The sequence below is a fragment of the Hallella sp. genome (assembly GCF_037460745.1).
GTDB classification, from domain to species: Bacteria; Bacteroidota; Bacteroidia; order Bacteroidales; family Bacteroidaceae; genus Prevotella; species Prevotella faecis.
Genome location: NZ_JAXVAE010000050.1, coordinates 1 through 24,412 on the forward strand (window position 1 = coordinate 1; position 24,412 = coordinate 24,412).

At 55.4% G+C, this 24,412-nt stretch carries 17 protein-coding genes and 2 tRNA genes; 11 read left to right on the top strand and 8 right to left on the bottom strand.

Features of this window, described 5'->3' with window-relative positions; all coding sequences use genetic code 11:
• Positions 1–363 precede the first annotated feature (363 nt).
• Positions 364–1,638, top strand: a complete 1,275-nt coding sequence (locus WKK33_RS01300; RefSeq protein ID WP_215759558.1) for a glycosyltransferase family 4 protein — start codon at positions 364–366, stop codon at positions 1,636–1,638.
• 17 nt (positions 1,639–1,655) lie between these two features.
• The gene (locus WKK33_RS01305) at positions 1,656–2,432 is read left to right on the top strand and encodes a glycosyltransferase family 2 protein (RefSeq protein WP_337469686.1); all 777 of its coding nucleotides are present in this window, start codon (positions 1,656–1,658) and stop codon (positions 2,430–2,432) included.
• 674 nt (positions 2,433–3,106) lie between these two features.
• Here the strand turns inward: WKK33_RS01305 and WKK33_RS01310 are convergent.
• The 4 genes from WKK33_RS01310 to WKK33_RS01325 all read right to left on the bottom strand — a co-directional run bounded on the left by WKK33_RS01310 (position 3,107) and on the right by WKK33_RS01325 (position 7,901).
• On the bottom strand, positions 3,107–4,075 hold the full coding sequence (locus WKK33_RS01310; RefSeq protein ID WP_337469689.1) for a M23 family metallopeptidase: 969 nt from the start codon (positions 4,073–4,075) through the stop codon (positions 3,107–3,109).
• 362 nt (positions 4,076–4,437) lie between these two features.
• Entirely contained in the window at positions 4,438–6,537 is a 2,100-nt protein-coding gene (gene recG / locus WKK33_RS01315) for an ATP-dependent DNA helicase RecG (RefSeq protein ID WP_337932136.1), read from the bottom strand.
• Between the two features lie 86 nt (positions 6,538–6,623).
• Positions 6,624–7,298 (bottom strand): 2-C-methyl-D-erythritol 4-phosphate cytidylyltransferase, encoded by a 675-nt coding sequence (locus WKK33_RS01320; protein WP_337469688.1) that lies wholly within the window; start codon positions 7,296–7,298, stop codon positions 6,624–6,626.
• 30 nt (positions 7,299–7,328) lie between these two features.
• The gene (locus tag WKK33_RS01325) at positions 7,329–7,901 is read right to left on the bottom strand and encodes a DJ-1 family glyoxalase III (RefSeq protein WP_215759553.1); all 573 of its coding nucleotides are present in this window, start codon (positions 7,899–7,901) and stop codon (positions 7,329–7,331) included.
• Between the two features lie 189 nt (positions 7,902–8,090).
• Here WKK33_RS01325 and WKK33_RS01330 point away from each other — a divergent pair, with 189 nt between their 5' ends.
• From WKK33_RS01330 to WKK33_RS01345, 4 genes are all read left to right on the top strand, one after another.
• Positions 8,091–8,975: an NAD kinase gene (locus WKK33_RS01330; protein WP_215759552.1), complete on the top strand. Its 885-nt coding sequence runs from the start codon at positions 8,091–8,093 to the stop codon at positions 8,973–8,975.
• A gap of 39 nt (positions 8,976–9,014) precedes the next feature.
• On the top strand, positions 9,015–10,685 hold the full coding sequence (locus WKK33_RS01335) for an ABC transporter ATP-binding protein (protein WP_337932138.1): 1,671 nt from the start codon (positions 9,015–9,017) through the stop codon (positions 10,683–10,685).
• Positions 10,686–10,915: 230 nt separating this feature from the next.
• Positions 10,916–11,236, top strand: a complete 321-nt coding sequence (locus WKK33_RS01340; RefSeq protein ID WP_215759550.1) for an iron-sulfur cluster assembly protein — start codon at positions 10,916–10,918, stop codon at positions 11,234–11,236.
• 56 nt (positions 11,237–11,292) lie between these two features.
• On the top strand, positions 11,293–12,072 hold the full coding sequence (locus WKK33_RS01345) for a UDP-2,3-diacylglucosamine diphosphatase (protein ID WP_215759549.1): 780 nt from the start codon (positions 11,293–11,295) through the stop codon (positions 12,070–12,072).
• A gap of 129 nt (positions 12,073–12,201) precedes the next feature.
• Here WKK33_RS01345 and WKK33_RS01350 read toward each other — a convergent pair whose 3' ends face one another.
• Positions 12,202–13,239: a sugar kinase gene (locus tag WKK33_RS01350; RefSeq protein ID WP_215759548.1), complete on the bottom strand. Its 1,038-nt coding sequence runs from the start codon at positions 13,237–13,239 to the stop codon at positions 12,202–12,204.
• 451 nt (positions 13,240–13,690) lie between these two features.
• Positions 13,691–13,763 (bottom strand) — tRNA-Pro (locus WKK33_RS01355).
• A 191-nt stretch (positions 13,764–13,954) separates the two neighbouring features.
• On the opposite strand from WKK33_RS01355, the gene WKK33_RS01360 reads away from it, so the two are divergent.
• Positions 13,955–14,027 (top strand) — tRNA-Phe (locus WKK33_RS01360).
• Between the two features lie 242 nt (positions 14,028–14,269).
• Here WKK33_RS01360 and murF read toward each other — a convergent pair.
• Together murF and WKK33_RS01370 are read right to left on the bottom strand one after the other, a co-directional pair.
• Entirely contained in the window at positions 14,270–15,622 is a 1,353-nt protein-coding gene (gene murF / locus WKK33_RS01365; protein WP_337932140.1) for a UDP-N-acetylmuramoyl-tripeptide--D-alanyl-D-alanine ligase, read from the bottom strand.
• 370 nt (positions 15,623–15,992) lie between these two features.
• Positions 15,993–19,526: a glycoside hydrolase family 95 protein gene (locus WKK33_RS01370; RefSeq protein WP_337932141.1), complete on the bottom strand. Its 3,534-nt coding sequence runs from the start codon at positions 19,524–19,526 to the stop codon at positions 15,993–15,995.
• A 210-nt stretch (positions 19,527–19,736) separates the two neighbouring features.
• On the opposite strand from WKK33_RS01370, the gene folP reads away from it, so the two are divergent.
• The 4 genes from folP to WKK33_RS01390 all read left to right on the top strand — a co-directional run bounded on the left by folP (position 19,737) and on the right by WKK33_RS01390 (position 23,743).
• Positions 19,737–20,540 carry a dihydropteroate synthase gene (folP, locus tag WKK33_RS01375; protein WP_337932142.1) on the top strand — a complete coding sequence of 268 codons (804 nt, stop codon included), beginning with the start codon at positions 19,737–19,739 and terminating at the stop codon, positions 20,538–20,540.
• Positions 20,519–21,295: a diadenylate cyclase CdaA gene (cdaA, locus tag WKK33_RS01380; RefSeq protein ID WP_215759544.1), complete on the top strand. Its 777-nt coding sequence runs from the start codon at positions 20,519–20,521 to the stop codon at positions 21,293–21,295. The genes folP and cdaA overlap by 22 nt, the downstream gene beginning before the upstream one ends.
• A 61-nt stretch (positions 21,296–21,356) precedes the next feature.
• Complete coding sequence (gene pta, locus WKK33_RS01385; protein WP_337469440.1) at positions 21,357–22,403, top strand: phosphate acetyltransferase; 1,047 nt, start codon at positions 21,357–21,359, stop codon at positions 22,401–22,403.
• A 131-nt stretch (positions 22,404–22,534) separates the two neighbouring features.
• The gene (locus WKK33_RS01390; RefSeq protein WP_337932143.1) at positions 22,535–23,743 is read left to right on the top strand and encodes an acetate kinase; all 1,209 of its coding nucleotides are present in this window, start codon (positions 22,535–22,537) and stop codon (positions 23,741–23,743) included.
• Positions 23,744–24,412 lie beyond the last annotated feature (669 nt).

Genomic DNA, 24,412 nt, shown 5'->3' on the forward strand with positions numbered 1-24,412 from the left:
AAATATCAAATATATAACTATAGTTAAGCGATTAATATCGCATCACTAGTAATTACACTTAATATCTATATTCTGCAATACAACGATGCCACTTTCTTTTCAAAAATGCGCTTTAATTGATTTATGTCAAGGGTTGTGTACGCACACATCATCTTTTTATCTCATTTTTATCGTATTTCCTACTAATTTGGTTCGATTTTATTATCTTTGCATAAGATGGGCTGCACTCTGCCATTTGCGAATAAATTCTCATGGCTCTCGTTTGCGCCATCTTTGCATAAGATGGGCTGCACTCTGCCATTTGAGAATAAATTCTCATGGCTCTCGTTTGCGCCATCATAGCTTTTTATACAACTTATAGGTATGAGAGTACTGTTAATCAACACAAGCGAGAAGACGGGTGGGGCTGCCGTTGCTGCCAATCGCCTGCTCGAAACGCTCAACAATAACGGCGTGAAGGCCAAATTGCTCGTAGCCGACAAGGTAACTGACAGCATCGTTGTGGTGCAGGCCCCTCACCCATGGCTTCGCCGCTGGAACTTTCTTTGGGAGCGTTGGTGCCTGTTTTGGCATTTGCATTTCAACCGTAAGAACCTCTTTGAGATCGATATGGCCAATGCCGGAATCGATATTACGAATACACCCGAATTTAAGGAGGCCGACGTGATCCACCTGGCGTGGGTCAATCAGGGGCTATTGTCGTTGGGCGTCATTCGTAAAATCATAGCCTCGGGCAAGCCGGTGGTGTGGACCATGCACGACATTTGGCCTGCGACGGGCATCTGCCACGTTACGTTGGGTTGCAAGGCCTACCGCAGCACCTGCCAGAGTTGTAAGTTCCTGCCCAAGCACCATTCGCCCTTCGACCTCTCAACGCGCATCTTCAACCGCAAGAAGAAGTTATATAGTGGCAGCGGCATTCATTTCGTTACCTGCAGCAAGTGGTTGGGCGACCAAGCGCGGCAAAGCGCCTTGCTCTCGGGCCTACATGTCGACACCATCCCCAATCCCATCGACACCCATGTTTTTTATCCCAAGGACAAGCGTGAGGCTCGCGAGCGTGTGAACCTTCCCGTCGACAAGCGCGTCATTCTCTTTGTGTCGCAGCGTGTCACCATGGAGCGCAAGGGCATAGCCTATTTCATTGAGGCCATCGACCGCATGGTGGGTCAGCACCCCGAGATGCAGCAAAACACCGTGGTGGCCATCCTTGGCGGCCATGCCGAGGAGGTGGTCGACCAGTTGCGCCTGCCCGCTTTCCCATTGGGATATGTGAGTGATGAGCGACAAATCACCGACATCTACAGTGCGGCCGACGTGTTTGTCATTCCCTCGCTCGATGAGAATTTGCCCAACACCATCATGGAATCCATGGCCTGCGGCGTTCCGTCGGTGGGCTTCAAGGTGGGTGGCATCCCAGAGATGATCGACCACCAGAAGAACGGTTATGTGGCCAAGTATAAGGACTCGGCCGACCTTGCGGCAGGAATCCATTGGGTGCTCAACGAGGCCGACCCCGACACCTTGCGCCAAAACGCCCTGACGAAGGTGCGAACCTGCTATTCGCAGCGTGCCGTGGCCATGCATTACGTGGAGGTTTACAACCAGGCGTTGGCCTTCAAAAACTATAATATCTGACGAATTGCTCGTTTCACATGATCAAGATAACCATTATTACTTGCACATATCAGGCAGCCCACGAGCTGCCGCGCACGGTAGAGAGTGTGCTCAGTCAGACTCATGCCGATGTGGAACATATTATCCTTGATGGCCTGTCGACCGATGGCACCGTGGAGATAGCGCGCGATTATGAGCGCCATTCGGCCGCGGCCGACAATGGGCACGAGGTGATTGTCGTGTCGGAGAAGGACCGTGGGCTCTATGATGCCATGAACAAGGGCATACAGAAGGCCACGGGCGACTACCTGGTGTTTCTCAATGCCGGCGACGTCTTTCCCTCGCCCGACACCCTTGAGCTCGTTGCCAGCAGCGTGGGCGATGGTGAGGAGCTTCCGGGTGTGCTCTATGGCAACACCGACATCGTCGACGATGAGGGCCATTTCCTGCGCCATCGCCGCCTGCAACCACCTGAGCGGCTCACGTGGCGCTCATTCCGCCAGGGCATGCTGGTGTGCCACCAGGCGTTCTATGCGCGCACCGACCTGGCCAAGGCCAACCCCTACAACATGCAGTATCGCTTCTCGGCCGATGTGGACTGGTGTATCCGCGTGATGAAAGCGGCCGAGCGCCAAGGACTTCCACTGCGCAATGTTGATGCGGTGGTGGTCAATTACCTCGACGGAGGCATGACGGTAAAGAACCATAGGGCCTCGTTGCGCGAGCGTTTCCGCTTGATGCGACACCACTACGGACTGCTGCCAACGCTGGCCATGCACGCATGGTTTGTGTTGCGGTCGGTACTGAAGAAATAACAATTCAATACGCTTGGTCCCCAATCGGCTATTCGGCTGATTGGGGATTTTATATGTCCCTTCCGTTGTTTGTGGGAGAAAAGAACGCTGAAAATGGGTAACAATCTATAGTCAAAACTACACATTTCTTTTCCACGACGGAAATATTTGGTCGAAATATGCGATTCTCAGCGCATTTTTGTAAATGCTTAACATTCAGGCGTTTACAATCAAAATGCCTCATTCATCACTCCCCATTTAACATTCCACACTATAAAACATGCCTAATTGAGGTGCGGAAGATGCCCTTTGGCAGTGCGAAAGACGCCAAACGGTGGTTCGGTTAGGCATGTATTGCAACTCGAAAGATGCCTAACCGCAAACGCAAGTCTCGCTTTTGTCGCTCCACTCGGGTAAAAACGGCGTTTTCGTTCTCTGGTTCATCCGAAATGGTGGACAAACTTTTTAGCCAAATATCCATACATCGCCTGTAGCCTTGGCATTGCTCAATGCTAAGTGTTGCGGGGCTGAGGAGCCTTGCGCAGGGGCGTTTAGAAGAAAAGAGCCTCCCTTATTGGCCCTTGCCTGTGGCCCATTCCATACGAAGCTTCGCGCATGGATACCAAAAAGCCCTGCACATCCGATGGAAGTGCAGGGCTTTCTTATGGGTTCACGCCAATGGCGTGGCTGGTGCATTAAGAGTATCTCACGATCTGTCCGGTTCTCACGCGCTGGTTTTTGCGAAATCCGTTCAGGCGGCAGAGCTTGTTGATGTCCACATGGAGCTTGTTGGCAATGCCCTCAAGCGTCTCGCCGTTCTTCACCTTGTAGTAGAGGCGCTCCGGACCGTTCATGGCGTAGTTGATTACCTCGTCGGCCGTCTCGCTGCGTCCCAGTTCGCCACCCTGAACCATGTCGCGGGTGTAACCGCCGTTGCCCACCTTTCCGCGCTCGCGTGTGGCCTCTGCCGACTCGCGGTCGTATGTATCACGGTTAAACACGTATTGGTCGCCCGTCACATCCTGGTTGCGGAAGTCGAAGAGCAGGGCGGGGTTGAGGGCCACGCCGCACAGACGTGTTTCGAAGTGGAGGTGCGAACCAGTGCTTCGGCCGGTGTTGCCGCCCAGTCCGATGGGTTCGCCTGCGCGCACCACTTGGTTTTCATGAACGATTTGCTTTGAGAGGTGCCCGTAGATGGTCTCCAGGCCGTTGGGGTGACGAATGACGATGTATTTTCCGTATCCGCCAGCGTTGTATTTCACGATGCGAACCTTTCCCGAGAAAGCGGCGCGAATGGTGTCGCCTACATAAACCTTGATGTCGAGGCCCTTGTGCTGGCGGCCCCAACGGGCACCAAAGTTACTGGTCACCACACGACTGGGTGTGGGCATGCAGAAATGGCGTAAGTCGATGGTAAATCTATCGGGGAGTTCGGTGGCACGATGTGCGTAGGTGTTGTCCCATTCGTCGCCATAAAGATCGGCGGCGGGAGACTGCATGTTTTCTCTTTCGGCGAACGACTTGACTTCAATGGAGTCGAGTTTCTTTGCTCTTCGGTCGATGGGAGCCTGTCGCGCCAATAGGTCTTGTCCTACCACGGGCTCGGCTGCCAGTGCGAATAATAGTGATAGCGTTATAGTCTTTATTGTTCTTTTCAGCGTCATGTGCTTCGTTTTGCGATTAGGTTCAGATCTTTCGAAATGCAAGAAACGTTTGCCTTGCATGTCGTCATTGAATGTTAGTTGGTTCAATGAATTATCAAAAGACGGTGCAAAGGTAATAAAAAAATCCGTAATGAGATTGTTGCATTAACAGTTTTTGCTCAGAAATTAACATAAAAACGGTGTTTTTCCCAGTCTGTTAACATTTGTAATGTGCTAATTTGCCCACATTTAACGAAATGCGGCTCACTTTTTGATGTAATGCGACGGTGTGTATTACGCAATATAATGTAATATCACACGGGGGTGAAAGGCTGTGTTTTTGGGGGTGGAATGGTTGGTGGTCGATGGATGTCGGATACTGGTTAGCTGATGGCCGACCAGTTGATGTTGGTCTTCCGCAGTTCCTTGAGCCGGTCCCATAGCAAGGCGTTTTCCGGCTTGTTGCAGTCGGGGTCGTTGTCGATGATGCGTTGCGCCTCGTCGCGTGCCATCTGCACGAGTTGTCCGTCGCGTGCAATGTCGGCAATCTTCAGGTCGAAGGCAATGCCGCTCTGTTGCGTTCCCTCCAGGTCGCCGGGGCCTCTCAGTTTCAGGTCGGCCTCCGCAATGCGGAACCCATCGTTGGTTTCACACATGATGTCGATGCGCTTGCGCGTTTCTTGCGACAGATCGTAGCCCGTTACGAGGATGCAGAAGCTCTGCTTGGCGCCTCGTCCCACACGGCCGCGCAACTGGTGGAGCTGCGACAATCCGAAGCGCTGGGCCTCCACGATGACCATGACCGAGGCGTTGGGCACGTTCACGCCCACCTCGATAACGGTGGTTGAGACGAGTATCTGGGTCTCTCCGCTGACAAATTTCTGCATCTCGGCCTCCTTCTCGGCGGCCTTCATGCGACCGTGAACCTTGCTGAGCTTAAACTCGGGGAATATCTCGCGCAGGCTCGCATAGCCCTCCTCGAGGTTTTGCAGGTCGAGCTTGGCGCTCTCCTCGATGAGTGGAAACACGATGTAAACCTGTCGGCCCTCGTTGATTTGCTGTCGGATGCCGTTGTAGAGACTGGTCGTCTGGTTGTTGTACTTGTGCAGGGTGACGATGGGTTTGCGGCCCGGCGGCAGTTCGTCGATGACGCTCACGTCGAGGTCGCCATAGATGGTCATGGCCAGTGTGCGCGGTATGGGCGTGGCGGTCATGACGAGTATGTGTGGCGGTTTCTCGCTCTTGGCCCACAGTTTGGCGCGTTGGGCCACACCAAATCGGTGCTGCTCGTCGACCACCGCCATGCCGAGGCGCCTAAATTGCACGTTGTCCTCGATGATGGCGTGCGTGCCCACCAGGATGTCGACCGACCCATCGGCCAGTCCTTCGAGCACCTCCTTGCGGCGTTTGCCCTTCACGATGCCCGTCAGTAGTTCCACACGGATGTCCATTCCCTTCAGAAACGCCTGAAGGGTGGCCAGGTGCTGCTCGGCGAGAATCTCCGTAGGCGCCATCATGCAGGCCTGGAAGCCGTTGTCGAGCGCCAGCAGCATCACCATGAGCGCCACCAGCGTCTTGCCCGATCCCACGTCGCCCTGTAACAGGCGGTTCATCTGCCTGCCCGACCGCAGGTCGTCGCGAATCTCGTGCATCACACGTTTCTGGGCCCCGGTCAGCTCGAAGGTCAGGTTCTCTTGGTAGAAGCGGTTGAAGTGTTCGCCCACCTTGCCAAACACGTAGCCTTGGTATTTCTTGCGGTGCTCGGCCATGTAGCGCACGATGTTGAGCTGAACGTAGAACAGTTCCTCAAACTTCAGGCGCACTTGGGCACGTTGCACATCGTCGAGCGACTTTGGATAATGGATCTTCCTCAGAGCGTCGTCGCGTGAAATGAGGTGCAACCTGCTGATCTGCGAGGGCAACAGCGTTTCTTGCAGGGCGCCTGCCGGAATCTTCCCCACCAGCGTCTTCGTCAGTTTTCCCACGGCGTGCGAGGTCATGCCCGCGTTTTTCATCTTCTCCGTGGTGATGTAATACGGTTGCATGCCCATGTCGTTGAGACACAGGTCGGCAGCCCGCTCCATCTCTGGGTGGGCAAACTGGTAGCGCCCTTGGTAGGTGGTGGGTTTTCCAAACACCACATACTCCTCGCCAACCTTATAGGTCTTCATGGCGTATTGCCCACCCTTGAACCACACCAGGTCGGCCACGCCATGCCCGTCTGTGAAGTGGGCCACGGTGCGTTTGTGGCGACGGTCGGACGCAAACACCTCGTAGCTGAGAATCTTTCCCTTGATTTGCACAAAAGGCATATCGCCAGTGAGGTCGGATATGCGGTAAACCTTGGAGCGGTCCACATATTTATAAGGATAATACTCCAACAGGTCACCCCAGGTCTTGATGCCGAGCTGACCTACCAGTGTGTCTTTCTTGTGTGGGCCTACGCCCGAAAGATACATGATGTCTTGTGAGAGGATGTCCATTTGCCTGAGTGAGGAGAATGAGATTACTGCTTACTGATGCTTTGGTGCGTGCCGACTCGTGGCGCGATGGCTGTCCGTTCGCCGCCTTATTGCTGCTTGATGATGAAGTCGGCCAGTTGGAGGTCGAAGGGCGTAGTGAGCTTGATGTTCTCGCGGTTGCCCTCCACCATGCGCACCTGGCAGCCCAGGCTCTCCACGACCGATGCGTCGTCGGTGAACGCGTCGCGGTAAGGCTGGCGGAAAGCCTGCTTGGCCAGCGCTATGTCGAACACCTGTGGCGTTTGCACAATGCGGTAGTCGGAGCGCGGAACGTTGCGCCCGGCGCTGCTTCCGCCCGTGAAACGCAGCGTGTCGGTGACGGGCATGACGGGCAATGCGGCATAATCCTCGCGTGCCGCCTCGAAGCATCGGTCGATGGTTTCGGCCGACACGAAGGGGCGCACGCCATCGTGGAACCCCACAACGCCCTCCTCATCGTCGGGCACAAGCGCCAGTCCGTTGCGCGACGACTCAAAGCGCGAGGCGCCACCATCCGCGATGTCGTGCTCGATGGTGAAGTCCTGCTCGTCGCACAGCTGCCGCCAGAACGCTTGTTGGTCGTGGGGCAGCACCACGATGATGTGGAGCTTGGGGTTGTAATCGTGAAACTTCTTGATGGTGTGCATGAGGACGGGCCTTCCGCCTATGGGCAGAAACTGCTTGGGGAGGTCGCCTCCCATGCGTGTTCCCTTGCCTCCAGCCACAATGATGATATGGTCCATGGTTTCGGATTGGTGTTATTGCGTAGTGTGTTAAGCCTCGGTTCCCATCAGGTGGGCGTACATCATGCCGTGCTGCATGGCGCGCACCTCATCCTCGCTGACGAAATAGCTCAGTATGCGGTAGGCGTAAGGCAGGCTGGCGGCCGGTCCTTCGCCAGTAATGATGTTGCCGTCTTCTTGGAAGAGTTGTGCGGTGTAAGTGGCGCCCGTGAGGTATTTCTCGAAACCGGGATAGCAGGTGGCCTTCTTCCCTTCGAGGAGGCCGATGGATCCCAGCACCATGGGAGCGGCGCAGATGGCACCCACCCGTCGTCCGCTTTCATACTGCCTTTTGAGCGCTTGACGCACCCCCTCGTGCTCGTTGAGATTGCTTGCGCCCGGCATGCCGCCTGGCAGGAGCAGCATGTCGGCGTCGCTGAAGTCGCCAGCCTGCTCAAACGTCAGGTCGGCCTTGACGGTGACGCCGTGCGCCGATTCCACCCACTCGGTGCCAGTGATGCTAACGGTTTTCACGTCAACGCCTCCTCGGCGAAGAATGTCGACAGGAGCCAATGCTTCGATGTCCTCAAAGCCATTGGCGAGAAATTCATATACTTTTGCCATGATTTGATGAGTTAATTCGATGAAAAGTAGTATTTTTGCATAAAATAGGTTGCACTCGGCCATTTGCAAGCACGTTCTCGTTGCGCTTGTCGGAACTTCCTCGTGCAGGGGTTATAGTTGCAAATTTACTAAAAGTTTACCATTCTCCGACGATTTGAGAAGATAAAGAAGATTAAAAAGCGATAAACGATGTCACAGCAGCATTTGCGTTTTGCCCTTTTCGGCAACGAGTATCAGACCAAGAAGTCGGTGGCCGTGGAGCGAACCATCAACTATCTGCGGGCCCACGGCGCCGAGCTCTACATCGATCGGCCGTATTACGAGTTTCTTGTGCGGCAGAGCGACGACGAGGTGTGGTGCTCAGGCGTGTTCGACGACTATAATTTCGATGTCGACTTTGCCATTTCCCTGGGAGGCGATGGCACGTTCCTGCGTGCTGCGAGTCGTGTGGGCGCCAAGGGAATACCCGTGTTGGGTGTCAACATGGGGCGCTTGGGCTTCCTGTCAGACGTGCTTCCCTTGGAGGTGGAAAAGGCCCTTGATGAGATTTTTGAGGGCCAATACAAGCTCGAGGAGCACACGGTTATCAAGGTGGAGGCCGAAGGCGAACCCATCGAAGGCAACCCCTACGCCCTCAACGACATAGCGCTTCTGAAACGTGTGGACGCCTCCATGATCACCATTCGTTGCCGTGTGAACGGCGAGTACCTCGTCACCTATCAGGCCGACGGTCTCATCGTTTCCACGCCGACAGGTTCCACGGCCTACAATCTCTCCAATGGCGGTCCCATCATTGTGCCGTCGGCCGACATTCTTTGTCTCACCCCCGTGGCTCCCCACAGTCTCAACATCCGCCCGATCGTCATCAACGACGACTGTGTCGTCGAGTTGGAGGTGGAGAGTCGCAGTCACAACTTCCTGGCCGCCATCGACGGACGGTCGGAGAAACTGCGCGAGGGCACGAAGGTGATCATCCGTCGCGCACCTTTTAAGATTAAGATAGTGAAGCAGCGTTCATCGCATTATTTCTCCACGTTGCGCGACAAGCTGATGTGGGGCGCCGACCAACGCTGAGGCCATTGAACTTTTCCGATTGAACAATACGTCCGACACATGAACATCAAACGACTGCTGAAGATTCCCCCTTCGCGCTACAGCGCGCGCACCATCCTTGGCTGGCTATGGCAGGCATGGCGTGGCAACCGCACCCAAGCGGCGCTCAACGCGCTCATAGGCTTGCTGTCGGTGGTGGTGTCGCTGGGCCAAGTGTGGGCCGTGCAGCATGCCATCGATGTGGCGTCGGGCGCCGTCCGGGGGTCTCTCTATGTCGCCGTGGGCTTGATGGGCGCACTAATCCTGTGCGATTTCGGCCTGAACATTGCCACCACATGGGTGAGAAACATCCTCGGGGTGAAGGCCCAGAACCGTATGCAGCAGCGCATGCTCGACCGCATACTGCGTTCCGAGTGGCACGGTCGGGAGCGTTACCACTCGGGCGACGTGCTCAACCGTTTGGAGTTTGACGTGAGCAACGTGGTGAGTTTTCTCACCGAGACCATCCCGTCGACGCTCTCTGTGGTGGCCATGTTTGTGGGAGCCTTCTGCTACCTGTTGTCGATGGATGCCGTATTGGCCCTGATCACGGTGGCCATCCTTCCCGTTTTCATTGCGTTTAGTAAGATTTACATGGGGCAGATGCGCCGTTTGACGCGCGAGGTGCGCACGTCCGACTCGAAGGTTCAGAGCGTGTTGCAAGAAACCATACAGCACCGCGTGCTCATTAAGACCCTTGAGAACGATGAGGCGATGGTGGGACGGTTGGAGGGAACGCAGAGCGAGCTGCGCCATCGCGTGGTGCGCCGCACAAAGTTCTCGGTGTTTAGCAACCTCGTGCTCAACTTCGGATTTGCGCTGGGCTACCTCGTAGCCTTCCTCTGGGCCGCCGTTCGCATGTCGGAGCGCACTCTTACGTTTGGAGGTATGACCGCTTTCTTGCAGTTGGTAAACCGCATACAGAGCCCTGCCCGGTCGCTCACCAAGTTGGTTCCGGCTTTCGTCTCGGTGTTCACCGCCGCCGAACGCCTGATGGAACTCGAGGAGACGCCGCTGGAGGAGCAGGGCGAACCCATCCTGATGGCGGCGCCTTGTGGTGTGAGGTTGGAAGGGGTGGGCTATGCCTACGACGCCGCCGACGGCAAGGTGATCGACAATCTCTGTTTCGATTTCCGTCCTGGATCATGCACCGCCGTGCTGGGCGAGACCGGCGCTGGCAAGACCACGCTGGTGCGCATGATGCTGGCTCTGTTGCGACCCCAGCAAGGACGGGTGGTTCTTTACAACGCCACGGAGAGTAAGGAGTTGTCGCCTCGTATGCGTTGCAACTTCGTTTATGTGCCGCAGGGCAACACGCTGATGAGTGGCACCCTGCGCGACAACCTCCGCATGGGCAAGCCCGACGCCACCGACGAGGAGATGCGTGAGGCGCTTCACAAAAGTTGCGCCGACTTTGTGATGGACCTTCCCGATGGGCTCGACACCGTTTGCAGCGAGGCTGGCGGCGGACTCTCGGAGGGGCAGGCGCAGCGCATAGCCATAGCCCGCGCCCTGTTGCGCAACCGTTCGGTAATGCTCTTCGACGAAGCCACGTCGGCTCTCGACCCCGAAACGGAGCGGCAGTTGCTCCACAACATTCTCGCCACCCACGAAAAGACGGTTATCTTCATCACTCACCGCCCCGCCGTGGTGGATTATTGCGACCAAACGCTCCGCATCGACAAGCTCTGACATGCACCGGGGCACATGCTCTGGGGGCATTGTTCGGCTGATGGCGCCAGTCGAAGACTTCTCATCCTTTTGTCGGCAAACGCTGAAAGTTTGCTGATTTTTCTTTTGGTCAGGCGCACCTTTTCCATATCTTTTTCCTATCTTTGCAGAAGATAGGCTGCACTCGGCCATCTGAAAGCAAACTTTCATGGCGCTCGTTTGCACTATCTTCACAACAAACCATTGCGAAAATGACCATAGAAGAAAAGACAAAGCTTGAGGAGCGAATCGTCGACGTGTTGAAAACCGTTTACGACCCGGAGATCCCCGTGAACATCTGGGACCTCGGAATGATATATAAAATAGATGTGAAGGACGACGCTACCGTCGACATCGACATGACCTTCACCGCACCGTCGTGCCCTGCCGCTGACTTCATCCTGGAGGATGTGCGCACAAAGGTCGATAGTGTGGAGGGCATCAAGGGAACCAATGTGAACCTGGTGTTCGAGCCTGCTTGGGACCAAAGCATGATGACCGAGGAGGCACGCGTGGAACTGGGATTTGAATAAGAAGGCTCGCTGAGCCGCTTTCTCACCGAATAGACTGACCTATCATCACAACGCTTATGGCAAAGAACGTGTATTTTCTGAGCGACGCCCATCTGGGTTCGCTGGCCATCCCGCATCGCCGCATGCAGGAACGCCGCCTCGTTCGTTTCCTCGACAGTGTCAAGGAGAAGGCGTCGGCCATCTATCTGCTGGGCGATATGTTCGATTTTTGGGACGAATACCGTTATGTCGTCCCCAAGGGGTACACCCGTTTCCTTGGAAAACTGTCGGAGTTGACCGACATGGGGGTTGAGGTGCACTTCTTCACCGGCAACCACGACCTGTGGACCTACGGCTATTTGGAGGAGGAATGTGGGGTCGTGGTGCATCGTCAGGCGCTCACGGCTGACATCTACGGAAAGGTGTTCTATATGGCCCATGGCGACGGTCTGGGCGACCCCGACAAGAAGTTCAAGCTATTGCGCTGGATGTTCCACAACCGCGTGTGTCAGCGCATGCTCAATTTCATGCACCCTTGGTGGGGCATGCAACTGGGCTTGAACTGGGCCAAGCACTCGCGTCTGAAGCGGGTCGATGGCAAGGAACCGCCTTACATGGGCGAGCATAAGGAGCACTTGGTGTTGTGGACGAAGGAATACATGAGAACCCATTCGAACATCGACTATTTCATTTACGGCCATCGCCACATTGAACTCGACCTGAACATGCCTCGCGAGAACGGCCATACGGCCCGCATGCTGATTCTCGGCGACTGGATTTCGCAGTTTACCTATGCCGTGTTCGACGGCGAACACCTCTTCCTGGAGGAATATGTGGAGGGCGAGAGCCGCCCATAAAACCCAACACGGGGGCAACGCATGCTCGTCAGCGCGTTGCCCCCGTGTTGTTTTTGTGTAGGTGCGAAAGCCCGTTGTGCTCTCGCCCAAAGTATCATCTATTATGCAAAGTGCCCCGATGGGTGGTGGTTAGCGGTCGATGCGGCCACCCCGTGAGGTCATGTTAGTCAAAATTTCTTCCTCGCTCACAAGGTTCTGGTCGCCCGGAATGGTGTTTTTCAATGCCGATGCCGACACTGAGAACTCCAGGCATCGCTGCTCGTCGTTGGGCCATTTCAGGCGTGCGTGGATGTAAGCGGCCACCCAAGCGTCGCCCACACCCATTTGGTCGACGATGTTGTCGATGTCGTAGATGCGCGAATAATAGATGTCGCCGTCCACCCAAAGCACGCCACAATTCACATGATGCTGGAACGACAGAATGTTGCGGTGGGCGATGAGCATGCGGTGACAGCGTGGGAACATCTCGTGCAGACGGTCGAAATAGCGGCGGTAGGCATCCTTGTCAAACGCGTAGCCCTCGCCGAGGGCGGTGAAGGGGATGGGCTCCATGCCGCTGGCCACATACCACTCGTTCTGGTCGCCGAAGATAAACGAGCTGTGGCTCATCAGCTCACGCAGCGAGCGCTGGGCGTCGGCCCCAGGATATTTCCACAGGTTGCCACGATAGTTGATGTCGCATGTGAGCTCCACGCCGCGCTCGTCGGCCATGCGCACGGCCTCCATGGTGGTGTCGAGAGCCGCTTGTGAGGTGGCGCAGGTGATGCCCGAGCAGTGGAACAGGTCGGTCTCGTTGAAGATGGGCTCCCAGTCGATGTCGCCATAGGCCATGGTGTTGAACGACGAGTCGTCGCGGTCGTACACCACGCGTGAGCCACGCATGGCTGCCGCCGGCTCAAAATAGTAAGTGCCCAGACGCTTGCCGCCGCGCACGGTGTGGCGCACGTTGAGGCCCAACTCGCGTAGGTGCATCAGCGCCGCATCGCCAATGGCGTTGTTGGGAACGCGAGTCACATACTCTACGTCGTCGCCCAGTTGGGCCAGCGACACGGCCACGTTGGCCTCCGACCCACCGTAGGCGGCGTCGAACGGTCCGTTTTGAAACAGGCGCTGGCCAGAATGCTTCGACAGGCGCAGCATAATTTCTCCGAATGTAACAATCTTCATGGTGTGAATCCTTGTGTTCGTAGTATCGTTTATTTGCTGCAAAAGTAAGCCTTTCGCACGAAATGGCAAAGCGTAGGGCCATAAAAAATGTGGCGTGGGGCAGTAAGTCGAGCCCCAGGCACTATTGTCTGCCAATAGCTTTTGGGCTTGTCTGCATTTCCATTGCTATTGGTTGCTAATAGCTTTTGGGCTTGTCGGTATCCTCGATGCTGTATCCTTCCAGTAGCGTTTTGGCTTGTCGGTATCCTCGATGCTATTGCGTAACCATAGGGGAAATGCATAATCAATTAGGAGATTGGGACCGACACGCTCCACCATCTTATATATAAGGGGTGTTACGAGCCTGTTTGGCATGGTGCCGATAATAACTGGAATGCGTGGGGAGTAGGGCAGAGGGTAAAACGAAAAAAGCCAAATGGTGATGGCTACCATTTGGCTTCTTTGTAATGGGTCGGGATTACTGGACTCGAACCAGCGACCCCTACGTCCCGAACGTAGTGCGCTACCAACTGCGCTAAATCCCGATTGCCTCAATCGATGGAGAGGTCGCCCAAAAGCGTTCCCCACTTGAAGACGGATGCAAAGTTACATCTTTTTTTTGAAACACGAGCATTTTTTTGAGGAAAAGTTTGTTGGTTAGAATAAAAAGTGCTACCTTTGCACTCGCAAATGAGAAATGAGGCGCTAAGCGCCGCAATTCTCAAGCTCGAAAGAGGGTACCTTAGCTCAGGTGGTAGAGCAATGGACTGAAAATCCATGTGTCCTTGGTTCAACTCCAAGAGGTACCACTTCCTCCTTTCATTCTGTCCAGTTCTCGTTCGCGAGGCTGGACTTTTCTTTTTTTTGTCACTATGTTTTTAATTCCCAAAGAACCACCATTATTCCCAGTCGGCCATTAGACCGAGACGAATGGATTATAGAATAAAAGGGGCGTTTGCCGTGTGTCGTGTCACATGGCAAACGCCCCTTTGGCGTCTTGTCTTCCCTTGGGTCATAGCTTGTGTGATGGCCGACGGGAAATGATCAAGGGTTATAGCAGTTTGGGCAACTCGAACAGTTTGATGCCATTGCTGCCCTTCACCAAGATGCACTTGCCGCGCGGCTTGTCTTGGGCAATGGCCGCCTTCACCTCGTCGATGTTATGGAACTTGCGGAAGGTGGTATGGGTCTTGGCAAACTCATCGCCCACGAGCCACACATCGGTGAGATGCAACTTCTCAAGCGTGTCGACCACGCGTTGGTGTTCCTCGTCGCTGGCCTCGCCCAACTCGCGCATGTCGCCCAGAATGGCCATTTTCGGCTCCGCCACGGTAACGCGACTGAAATTGTCGAGTGCCGCTGCCATGCTCGATGGGTTGGCGTTGTAGGCGTCAACGATCAGCAGGTTGTCGGCCGTACGCTCCAGTTCTGAGCGGTCGTTGGTAGGACGGTAGTCGGCCAACGCCTCATTGATGAGTTCGGGCGCCACACCATTGTGGATTCCCACGGCAATGGCGGCCAACAGGTTGTCGGCATTATACGTGCCCACCAGTTGGGTCTCCACTTCATATTGCAGGCTTTCCGTGGTACCCTCGGGCACATATTCCCACTGCAACTTGACGTAAGGGTTGCACGCCACGACGCGTCCGGTCACCTGGTAGCGATTGGCCTCGTCGCTCTGTCCGTACGACAGCACGCGGTTCATCTGTCGGTCTTCCATCATCTTCGTCAGGTGGGGATTGGCCTCGTTGACGAACACTTCGGCGTTGTGGGCCTTCAGCCAGTCGTAAAGCTCACCCTTGGTGCGCATCACGCCCTCGAACGAACCGAATCCCTGCAAGTGGGCGCGCCCCACGTTGGTAATGAGGCCTTGTGTGGGTTCCACGTATTCCACCAGTTGCTGGATGTCGCCGGGATGTGAGGCGCCCATCTCCACCACAGCAATCTCGTCGCCAGCTTTCAGGCGCAGCAACGTCTTGGGCACACCCACGTCGTTGTTGAAGTTGCCTTCGGTGTGCATCACGTGGTAGCGCTTGGCCAGCACGGCCGACAAAAGTTCCTTGGTGGTTGTCTTGCCGTTGGTGCCTGTGATGCCGATAACGGGGATGTTGAAATGGCGTCGGTGCTCTCGGGCCAACTGCTTGAAGGCCAGCAGAGCGTCGTCGACCAAGATATAGCGGTCGTCGCCCTCAACCATGTATTCCTTTTCGTCGATGATGGCGTAGCTGCAACCACGCTCCAATGCCATCGCCGCAAACTTGTTGCCGTCGAACGATGCGCCCTTCAGAGCCAAGAATATTCCACAATCGCTCCCGTCTTGCGGTGCCGTTGCGGGAAGGCTTCGGCTGTCGGTGGTTACCTGCGGATGGCGCAGGTAGATGCTGTACAAATCAGTTGCATTCATTGTTCTTATCAAAATGTCTTCTACAATTATCGTTCGGCAGGTTCAACCGTGGTTGAGCCTACGAGCGTAGTATAGGGCAAAAGTAAACATAAAATGTGAGAACACCCTTCTTTCCTTCGGAAAATCTTTCGTGCATGGGTCTTTTTGTCACTTCGCAGGTGCCTTCTTGTCGTTTTGCATGGGGCTTTTGGTTGATCTGTGTGAGAGGCATGGGCATGGGGTGGTTGGCCTTTGGCGACAAAACAGATAAAACTCCATTCGGTGGTTGGTGACAATATGTGACAGGGTAAGAAAGCCTCCGACCGACTGGGACAAAAAGAAATCGGACCGAACGCGATGTTGTTCTGCGCTCGGTCCGATGGGAGGGTGATTAGAATTTCACTTTATATGTTTGCTTGCGGCCGTCTTGCGTCGTTACGCAGAGGATGGCCACCTCGCCTGCGCCTTTGCTTACTACGAGCGTGGGGCGCGATGAGCTGCCTACCAAACGGCCTTGCAGGTCGAACGCTTGCAAGTTCTTCACCTTGCAACCGCTCACACTCACGGTGCGGCCGTTGACGTTGAATGCCAGCGAGCCATTCTCCACCTTGTTGATGCCAGTAGGATCGAAGCTGTTGTCGAAGTCGAACACGGTGACGCTACCCTTCTCGGGCGACACGAATGCGTTGTTGCTTTCCTTGGCTTCTGCCTCTTGGCACACACCGTCGATATACACGATAGCCTTCGAGATGCCAGGATACTTCACGATGCCCGTCTGTCCACCGTTGTTCACCACGGTGATGCGTGTGGCCTTTCCGGCCTTCCACGTGATGTCTACGGTGAAGTTGCCGACGGCCTTCAAGCCTGTGATGTGGCCCGTCTTCCAAGCTGCTGGCAGGGCTGGCAGTACCTGGAGAGTGTCGGTGTGGCTCTGCAGCAACATCTCGGCGATGCCTGAGCAAGCACCGAAGTTGCCGTCGATCTGGAACGGAGCGTGCGAATCATAGAGGTTGTAATAGATACCGCCACGGCTCTGGTCGGTTCCATACGATGTGCTGTGGCGCAGGGCCTTGGTCAGGATGCCGTGGGCCTTGGTGCCATTCTGCAGGCGTGCCCACAGGTTGATCTTCCAACCCATCGACCATCCTGTCGACTCGTCGCCGCGAAGGTTCATTGAGTTGACGGCGGCTTGGTAGTAGGGGCTGCTCGGTGTTACCTGGTTGAAGGGATAAACGCACATGAGGTGCGACATGTGGCGGTGTCCGTTCTCACCAGCGGTGTAAGCGCTGGTCTTCCATTCGCGCAGCAATACGTCGCCCGTATTGACGCCATTCTTCGGGTTGCCCCATTTGCCGGTGTAGGTCTCTGTGGCCAAACCGCGATCGAGCTTCGACAGGCGGTCCTCAAGGAGCTTGAGGTCGGCCTCGGTAATCTCGGCGTCGCTGCCAAGCACATCAATGGCGCTCTTTGTGTTGGAGAGAAGGTCGAACACGAGTTGCTGGGCGTGTGCCACACCATCTTCCTGCGAGGGACCATGCTCAGGCGAATATTCCTTTGGACAAACGTAGGTGTTGTCGGTTGGGTCGAGCACCAAACGGTCGAGCCAGAACTGGGCTGCGCTGAGCATGGCGGGGAAGGCGCGCTTCAGGAAATCGCGGTCGAGGGTGTAGCGGTAGTGCTGCCAGAGGTGTGTGCAATACCATGCGTTGGCAATGACATAGTTGTGGGCGAATGATCCTACGCCACCGAAGATGTTGTTCTCCGTGTAGCAAGTCCATCCGCGCTTTTGTCCAGCAGCCTTGGCGTAGCCTGCCCACTCCTTGTGGTTTCCGGCGGCCATGTTGATGATATAGTTGAGGAAGGGCAGGTGCGTCTCACTCAGGTTGGTGGGCTCAGCGGGCCAATAGTTCATCTGCACGTTGATGTTCGAGTGGATGTCGGCGTGCCAGGGAGCCTGGCTCACGTTGTTCCAGATGCCCTGCAGGTTTGAGGGCAGGTCCACTCCGCGCGAGCTGCTGATCTCCAAGTAGCGTCCGTAGGCGAAGTAAAGCGTCTCGAGCATGCGGGCGTTGGTGCCCTTGCCTTGGTTGTAGGTGTCGACCAGCTTGTTGGTAGGCATGGTATTGGCGGTGCCGTCGAGATCAAAGTCAACGCGAGAGAAGAAGTTCTGGTAGTCGGCCACATGCTCCTCCTTCAATGCCTCGAAGCCATTTGCGGCAGCGTTGTCGACGCGAGCCTGTACGGTTGCGCCTAATTGTGATGTGTTGCTGACGAAACTCTTGACCGATGGGTCGAAGTCGGTGGCGCCAGCGAGCACCACGAGCACCTCGTTGGCGTTCTTCACGACGATGCCCTCGTCGGTTGTGGTCATCTCACCACCCGTGGGCACCACTTTGAGGCGTGCGTTATAGCTCACCGTTTCGAGCTTTCCAGCGAAGGCGGCCTCGCCCTCGGCATATTTCGTTGTGGCCTTCACGCCGGGCTTGCCAGCGTTGAGGGTGAAGCGCAGGCTCACCTGTCCGTCCTTGTCGGCAGCATAGCGAGCCACGATGGCGCCAGCGGGGTTCGACACAAAATACTCGCGAGAATATGTCACCGATTTGTCGGGACTTTTGAAGGTCACCTTGCTTGTGGCGTTGGTGAGGTCGAGCAGGCGGCAGTAGTCTTGCGCTGCGCCAGCCGAGCTGTAGTTGAAAGTTCCACTGATGTCCTCGGCAATTACCGAGCCGAAGTTCTGGTAATAGCCGTAGTTGCCGCCGTTGTCGGTGTTGCGTCCGCTCCACAGCGTCTTTTCGTTAAACTGAATCTCGTCCTTGTTGACACCTCCGAAGAGGCTTGCGCCGAGCTGTCCGTTTCCGATGGGCAAGCTATACTCCATCCAGATGTTGCCCACGCCAGTCAGCGTGGCGGGTTTGTCGTACCACAGCGTGAGCTTATTCTCGGGCGTGAAGCCCTCGATGCCCACCACCTTGTAGTCGGGGTATGACATCTCGTTGGGCGAAACGAAAGCCAAGGGGTTGTTGGGGTCGCCAACGGTCCACAGGCCTATGCTTCGTCCCTGTTGTGCGCCGCCCCATTGGTTGAGGGCGTTGGCGGTCTGTCCGTTGGGTTGGATCTCCCAGGCGGGCATGTAGGTGGCGTTGGGCGACTCAACCAGTTTGAATCCCTTCTTCTGAGGTGTGGGGTAGGCGCGCAACGGTGTGTTGTTGGCGGGCGACTCCGACGAAGCGGATGTGCTGCTCACCACGGCATAGCGACCGGCCTTGTTGACCAACTGGAAGTTGGATGCGTCGCCAACAAGTTTCCACAACTGCTCGTCGATGGGGTCGGCGGTGGCCAATCGGATGCACTGTCCCTGTCCCATGTCCTGCAGCGTGTAGCCGCCGTTGCGGAACTGGATGAAGTACCATGTCTCGCTTTCGTCGTTGCTAAATGTGGGCAACTTGGTCGACGTGGCTACGAAAGAAAGCGGGTTGTTGGGGTCGCCCTGGGTCCATTCGCCCAGGTCTTTGCCGGCTCCTCCGCCGCCCCATTGGTTCATCGACTGACTTCCGTCGGCGCGTTGGATCTCCCAGCAGTCGGTGGCCGATGCGTTGGTGCTCTGCACAAGCTTCAGCGCCACGCTGTTGGTGCTGCTTGTTGTGAACATGCTTCCGTTCCAATTGACGAAACGTCCACTCTTGCTCTTCATCTTGAAGTTGCTCTTTGTTCCGATGAGCTGCCACTTTTGGGCGTCGGAAGAGCTTCCTGCTGCCGTCTTGAGGTTGGCACCATCGCCTTTGTCGGCTAAGAAAGCGCCGCCTGTCTTAAACTGCACGCGATACCAAACGGGGTCGGTCTCGGTGGAAAACTCAGGCAATACACCCTGTGCTGCGGCTGTGACGCAGAGGAAGAGCGCTAATAATAATGCGTAGGTTTTCTTCATGTAATGATAAAATGATAGTAAGGTTGGTTATGTTATATTTAGGTATTGCGATATAGGTAGTGACGTTTGCTAAAAATAAATATTGTGGAGGCGCGGACTGTGAAAGACTGCCGTTAAAAAGCCCCATGCGGAATATCTGGTGCAAAGATATGGAAAAATCCGCAAAATGAATTTGATTTTCCAATTAATATTATTATTTTTGCCACGAATATGGATTATACACTGAATATCCGCGGCCGCTTGTTGTCGCTGGAGACTCCTTTAGTGATGGGAATCCTGAATGTGACTCCCGATTCTTTTTACGCCGGCAGCCGTGCCATGAGCGACGAGGCCATAGCCCAACGCGCCCAGACACTTGTCGGGGAAGGTGCCGCCATCATTGATATTGGCGGATGTTCCACCCGGCCGGGAGGCACCCTTGCCACCGAGACGGAGGAGACCGACCGTGTGCGTCGGGCCTTGGAGATTGTGAAAGCCGCCACCCCCGACGGCATCGTTTCCATCGACACATTCCGCGCTTCCGTGGCCCGCATGGCCATCAATGAGTTTGGCGCCGACATCATCAATGACGTGTCGGGCGGCGAGGATCCAGAAATGTTCCCCCTTACAGCCTCTACAGGCACTCCCTATATCCTCATGTCGCAGCAGCCCACGTTGCGCGACGTGCTCGTTGAGTTTGCCGCTCGCGTGCAGCAGCTCCGTGCCTTGCACCAGAAAGACATCATCCTCGACCCGGGCTTCGGCTTCGGAAAGACGCGCCCTGGCAACTTCCGCATCCTCGACGAGATGGACAAGCTGCAAGTGCTTGGGTTGCCAGTGTTGGCCGCCATGTCGCGAAAGCGCATGGTTTTTGAGACGTTAGAGAGCACTCCCGCCGAGTCGCTCAATGGCACCACCGTAGTGAACACGATGGCCTTGATGCGTGGCGCGTCGATCATTCGCGTGCACGACGTGAGGCCGGCGGTTGAAGCTGTGAAAATCTACAACGCATTATGTTCTTCGAATTTGGCATAAAAGACATCATCGACATCGTCCTTGTCGCTTTGATGCTCTACTACATCTACCGCTTGATGAAGGAGAGCCGTTCGCTCAATGTCTTCATCGGCATCATGGTGTTTGTCCTGGTGTGGCTCTTTGTGTCGCAGGTGTTGGAAATGCGACTGCTTGGAAGCATCATGGACAAGCTCGTCAGTGTGGGTGTGATAGGTCTCATTGTGCTCTTCAAGGAGGAGATTCGAAAGTTTTTATACCAGCTCGGCGCCCACCAGCGCGTGAAGAACATCATGCAATTCTTCTCGTCTAAGAAAAGCAAGAGTCCCGAAGAGGACAAGGCCACCATCATGCCCATTGTGTGGGCCTGCATGGATATGGCTCGCGGAAAGATCGGAGCGCTCATCGTCATTGAGCGCGCCACCCCTCTCGACGACATTGTTCAGACCGGCGAGCTTATCGGCGCCAACGTGAACAAGTTGCTCATCGAGAACATATTCTTCAAGAACTCACCCCTCCACGATGGCGCCATGGTCATCTCGCAGAAGCGTATCAAGGCCGCAGGCTGCATCTTGCCCGTGAGCCACGCCATGGACATCCCCAAGGAATTGGGCTTGCGCCACCGTGCCGCACTGGGCATTGCCCAAGACAGCGACGCCATTGCCATCATCGTCTCAGAGGAGACGGGCCGCATCAGCGTGGCCATCAAGGGTCAGTTCCGCCTGCGCCTGTCGGCCGAGGAGCTCGAGGGCATCCTGGCCAAGGAGATGACGGGCTGAACGGCCTGCCCCAACCCTATATGAAAAACGACACGTTTTAATCGATTAAAATACACAACTTATGAGTTTATTAGAGAAAATTGTCGCGCGCGCCAAAGCCGACAAGCAACGTATTGTACTTCCTGAAGCAGAGGAAGAACGCACCCTGAAAGCAGCCGACAAGGTGCTGGCCGACGATCTGGCCGACCTGATTCTCATCGGCGACCCCGCAAACATCAAGAAGGAAGCCGAGCAGTGGGGCCTCACCCACATCGACAAGGCTACCATCATCGACCCGCTCCACTGCGAGAAGACCGAGGAGTATGCCACCCTGCTCGCCGAGCTTCGCAAGAAGAAGGGCATGACCTTGGAGCAGGCTCGTGAGCTGGTTACCAAGAACAACCTCTATCTGGGTTGCATGATCATCAAGACAGGCGACGCCGACGGACAGATCTCTGGCGCCCTCTCTACCACTGGCGACACCCTTCGCCCCGCCCTTCAGATCATCAAGTGCGCCCCGGGCATCACCTGTGTGTCGGGTGCCATGCTGCTCATCACCAACCAGAAGGAGTATGGTGAGGATGGCGTGGTAGTGATGGGCGACGTAGCCGTCACTCCCAACCCCACAGCCGACCAGATGGCCCAGATCGCTTACACCACCGCCCAGACCGCCCAGAGCGTGGCAGGCTTCGCCGAGCCTCGCGTGGCCATGCTGAGCTTCTCTACCAAGGGCTCTGCCAAGGACGCCAAGGACAAGGAGACCGGCAAGAGCGTTTACATCATCGACAAGGTGGTTGAGGCCACACAGATTGCCAAGGAGAAGTATCCTGAGCTGAAGGTTGATGGTGAGATGCAGGCCGACGCTGCCCTCGTGCCCTCAGTGGCCGCCAAGAAGGCTCCGGGTTCCGACATCGCCGGAAAGGCCAATGTGCTCATCGCTCCTTGCTTGGAGGTGGGCAACATCGGTTACAAGTTGGTGCAGCGCCTCGGTGGCGCCACAGCTATCGGCCCCGTGCTGCAGGGTATCGCCCGCCCCGTCAACGACCTGAGCCGCGGTTGCTCTGTCGACGACATCTATTACATGGTGGCCATTACCAGCTGCCAGGCACAAGACGCGAAGAAGTGTTGAATGTGGAGTGTGGAATGACGAGTGGCTTGCTTCGCCTCCATAGGGCATAACCCATTCGCCATTGTCTCATGAATCGCATGTTCCATTTTCAACATTCATCATTTAACAATTAACATTCAACATTATAAGAAATGAAGATTTTAGTATTGAACTGCGGTAGCAGCAGCATCAAGTATAAGCTCTACGACATGGACGGTGAGAAGGTTCTCGCCCAGGGTGGTGTGGAACGCATTGGCCTCGACGAGGCTTTCATCAAGGTGAAGTTGGCCGATGGCTCCAAGAAGCAGATCATGGCCGACCTTCCTACCCACAAGGAGGGTGTGCAACTCGTGTTCAAGTGCCTGCTCGATCCTGAGCTCGGTGCCATCAAGAGCCTCGATGAGATTGGAGCCGTGGGCCACCGTGTGGTGCAGGGCGGCGACCTCTTCGAGAAGAGTTGCATCGTTACTCCCGAGGTGGAGAAGGGCATTGAGAGCCTCATCGACCTGGCTCCCGTGCACAACAAGGGCCACTTGGCAGGCTTGAAGGCCGTAGACGAGCTCATGCCCAACGTGCCCCAGGTAACCGTTTTCGACAATGCTTTCCATAGCACCATGCCCGACTACGCTTACCTCTACGCCATTCCCTACGAGTGGTACACCAAGTATCACGTGCGTCGTTATGGCTTCCACGGCACCAGCCACCGCTACGTATCGCAGCGCGTGTGCGAGTTCCTGGGCGTTGACATCAAGACCCAGAAGATCATCACCTGCCACATCGGCAACGGTGCCTCAGTGGCTGCTGTGAAGTATGGTAAGGTCATCGACACCTCAATGGGTCTCACCCCGTTGGCCGGTTTGATGATGGGCTCACGCTCGGGCGACATCGACCCGTCGGCTGTGACCTACATGATGCAGAAAAGCGGCATGACTCCGCAGGAAATGTCTGAGTATCTCAACAAGAAGAGCGGTGTGCTCGGCGTGGCTGGCATCTCAAGCGACATGCGCGACAACGAGAACGCCGACAACGAGGGCAATAAGCTGGCTCACCTGGCCCTGCAGATGTACAACTATCGCATCAAGAAATACATTGGCGCATACGCCGCAGCCATGAATGGTGTCGACATCATCGTGTGGACAGCCGGTGTGGGCGAGAACCAAGAGGGTGTGCGTTGGGACAGCTGCGCCGACATGGAGTATCTCGGTGTGAAGATGGATCGCGAGCGCAACCACTGCCGTGGCGTGGAGCAGGTGCTCTCTGCCGACGACTCTAAGGTGAAGGTGGTGATGATCCCCACCGACGAGGAGATTGTCATCGCACGCGATACGCTGGCATTGGTTACTGGCAAGGAGCTCGACTAATACGCTTCGACACATAATCATATATGAAGCCATCCAGGTTATCCTGGGTGGCTTTTTTAATGAATCGTCCGACATTTGGAGCGATTTAAGGTTCGTGTCACTTCTAATAGCTTTGGCCTCAGACTGTTTTACAACGAATAGTTTTATTTAGCCTCAGACGGCGCAACAACGAATTTCCCGAATTTTCGAATTTTTCTAATTGCGTTAGCCAAAATTCGTTCAAATTGGTAATCGTTAATCGATTTCACCAATTCGCTTAATTAGGGAAATTCGTTGTTACCGCGTCTGAGCGCAAATACTAACGTGGGTCTTTTATCACTCCAAATGCCGGATGATCCTTTTTTATATCCGTCAAGCTTATGTTTTTCTTGTTGGTGTGAGGCGTGGATGCGTCGCTTGTCTTGATTTTTGGTCCAAAAGTTTGTCGACAATTTCGGGTGAGTTAGCGGGCGAAACAGCCGTTTTTCCCCTATTGGAGCGGCAAATTGGAGCGGCGCGTTTGCGAAAGGCCATCTTTCGAGTTGCGAAACATGCCTAACCGAGCCACCGTTAGCCGTCTTCCGCACTGCCGATGGGCGTCTTTCGCACCTCGATTAGGCATGTTTTATCGTGTGAAATTACTAGTGATGCGATATTAATCGCTTAACTATAGTTATATATTTGATATTT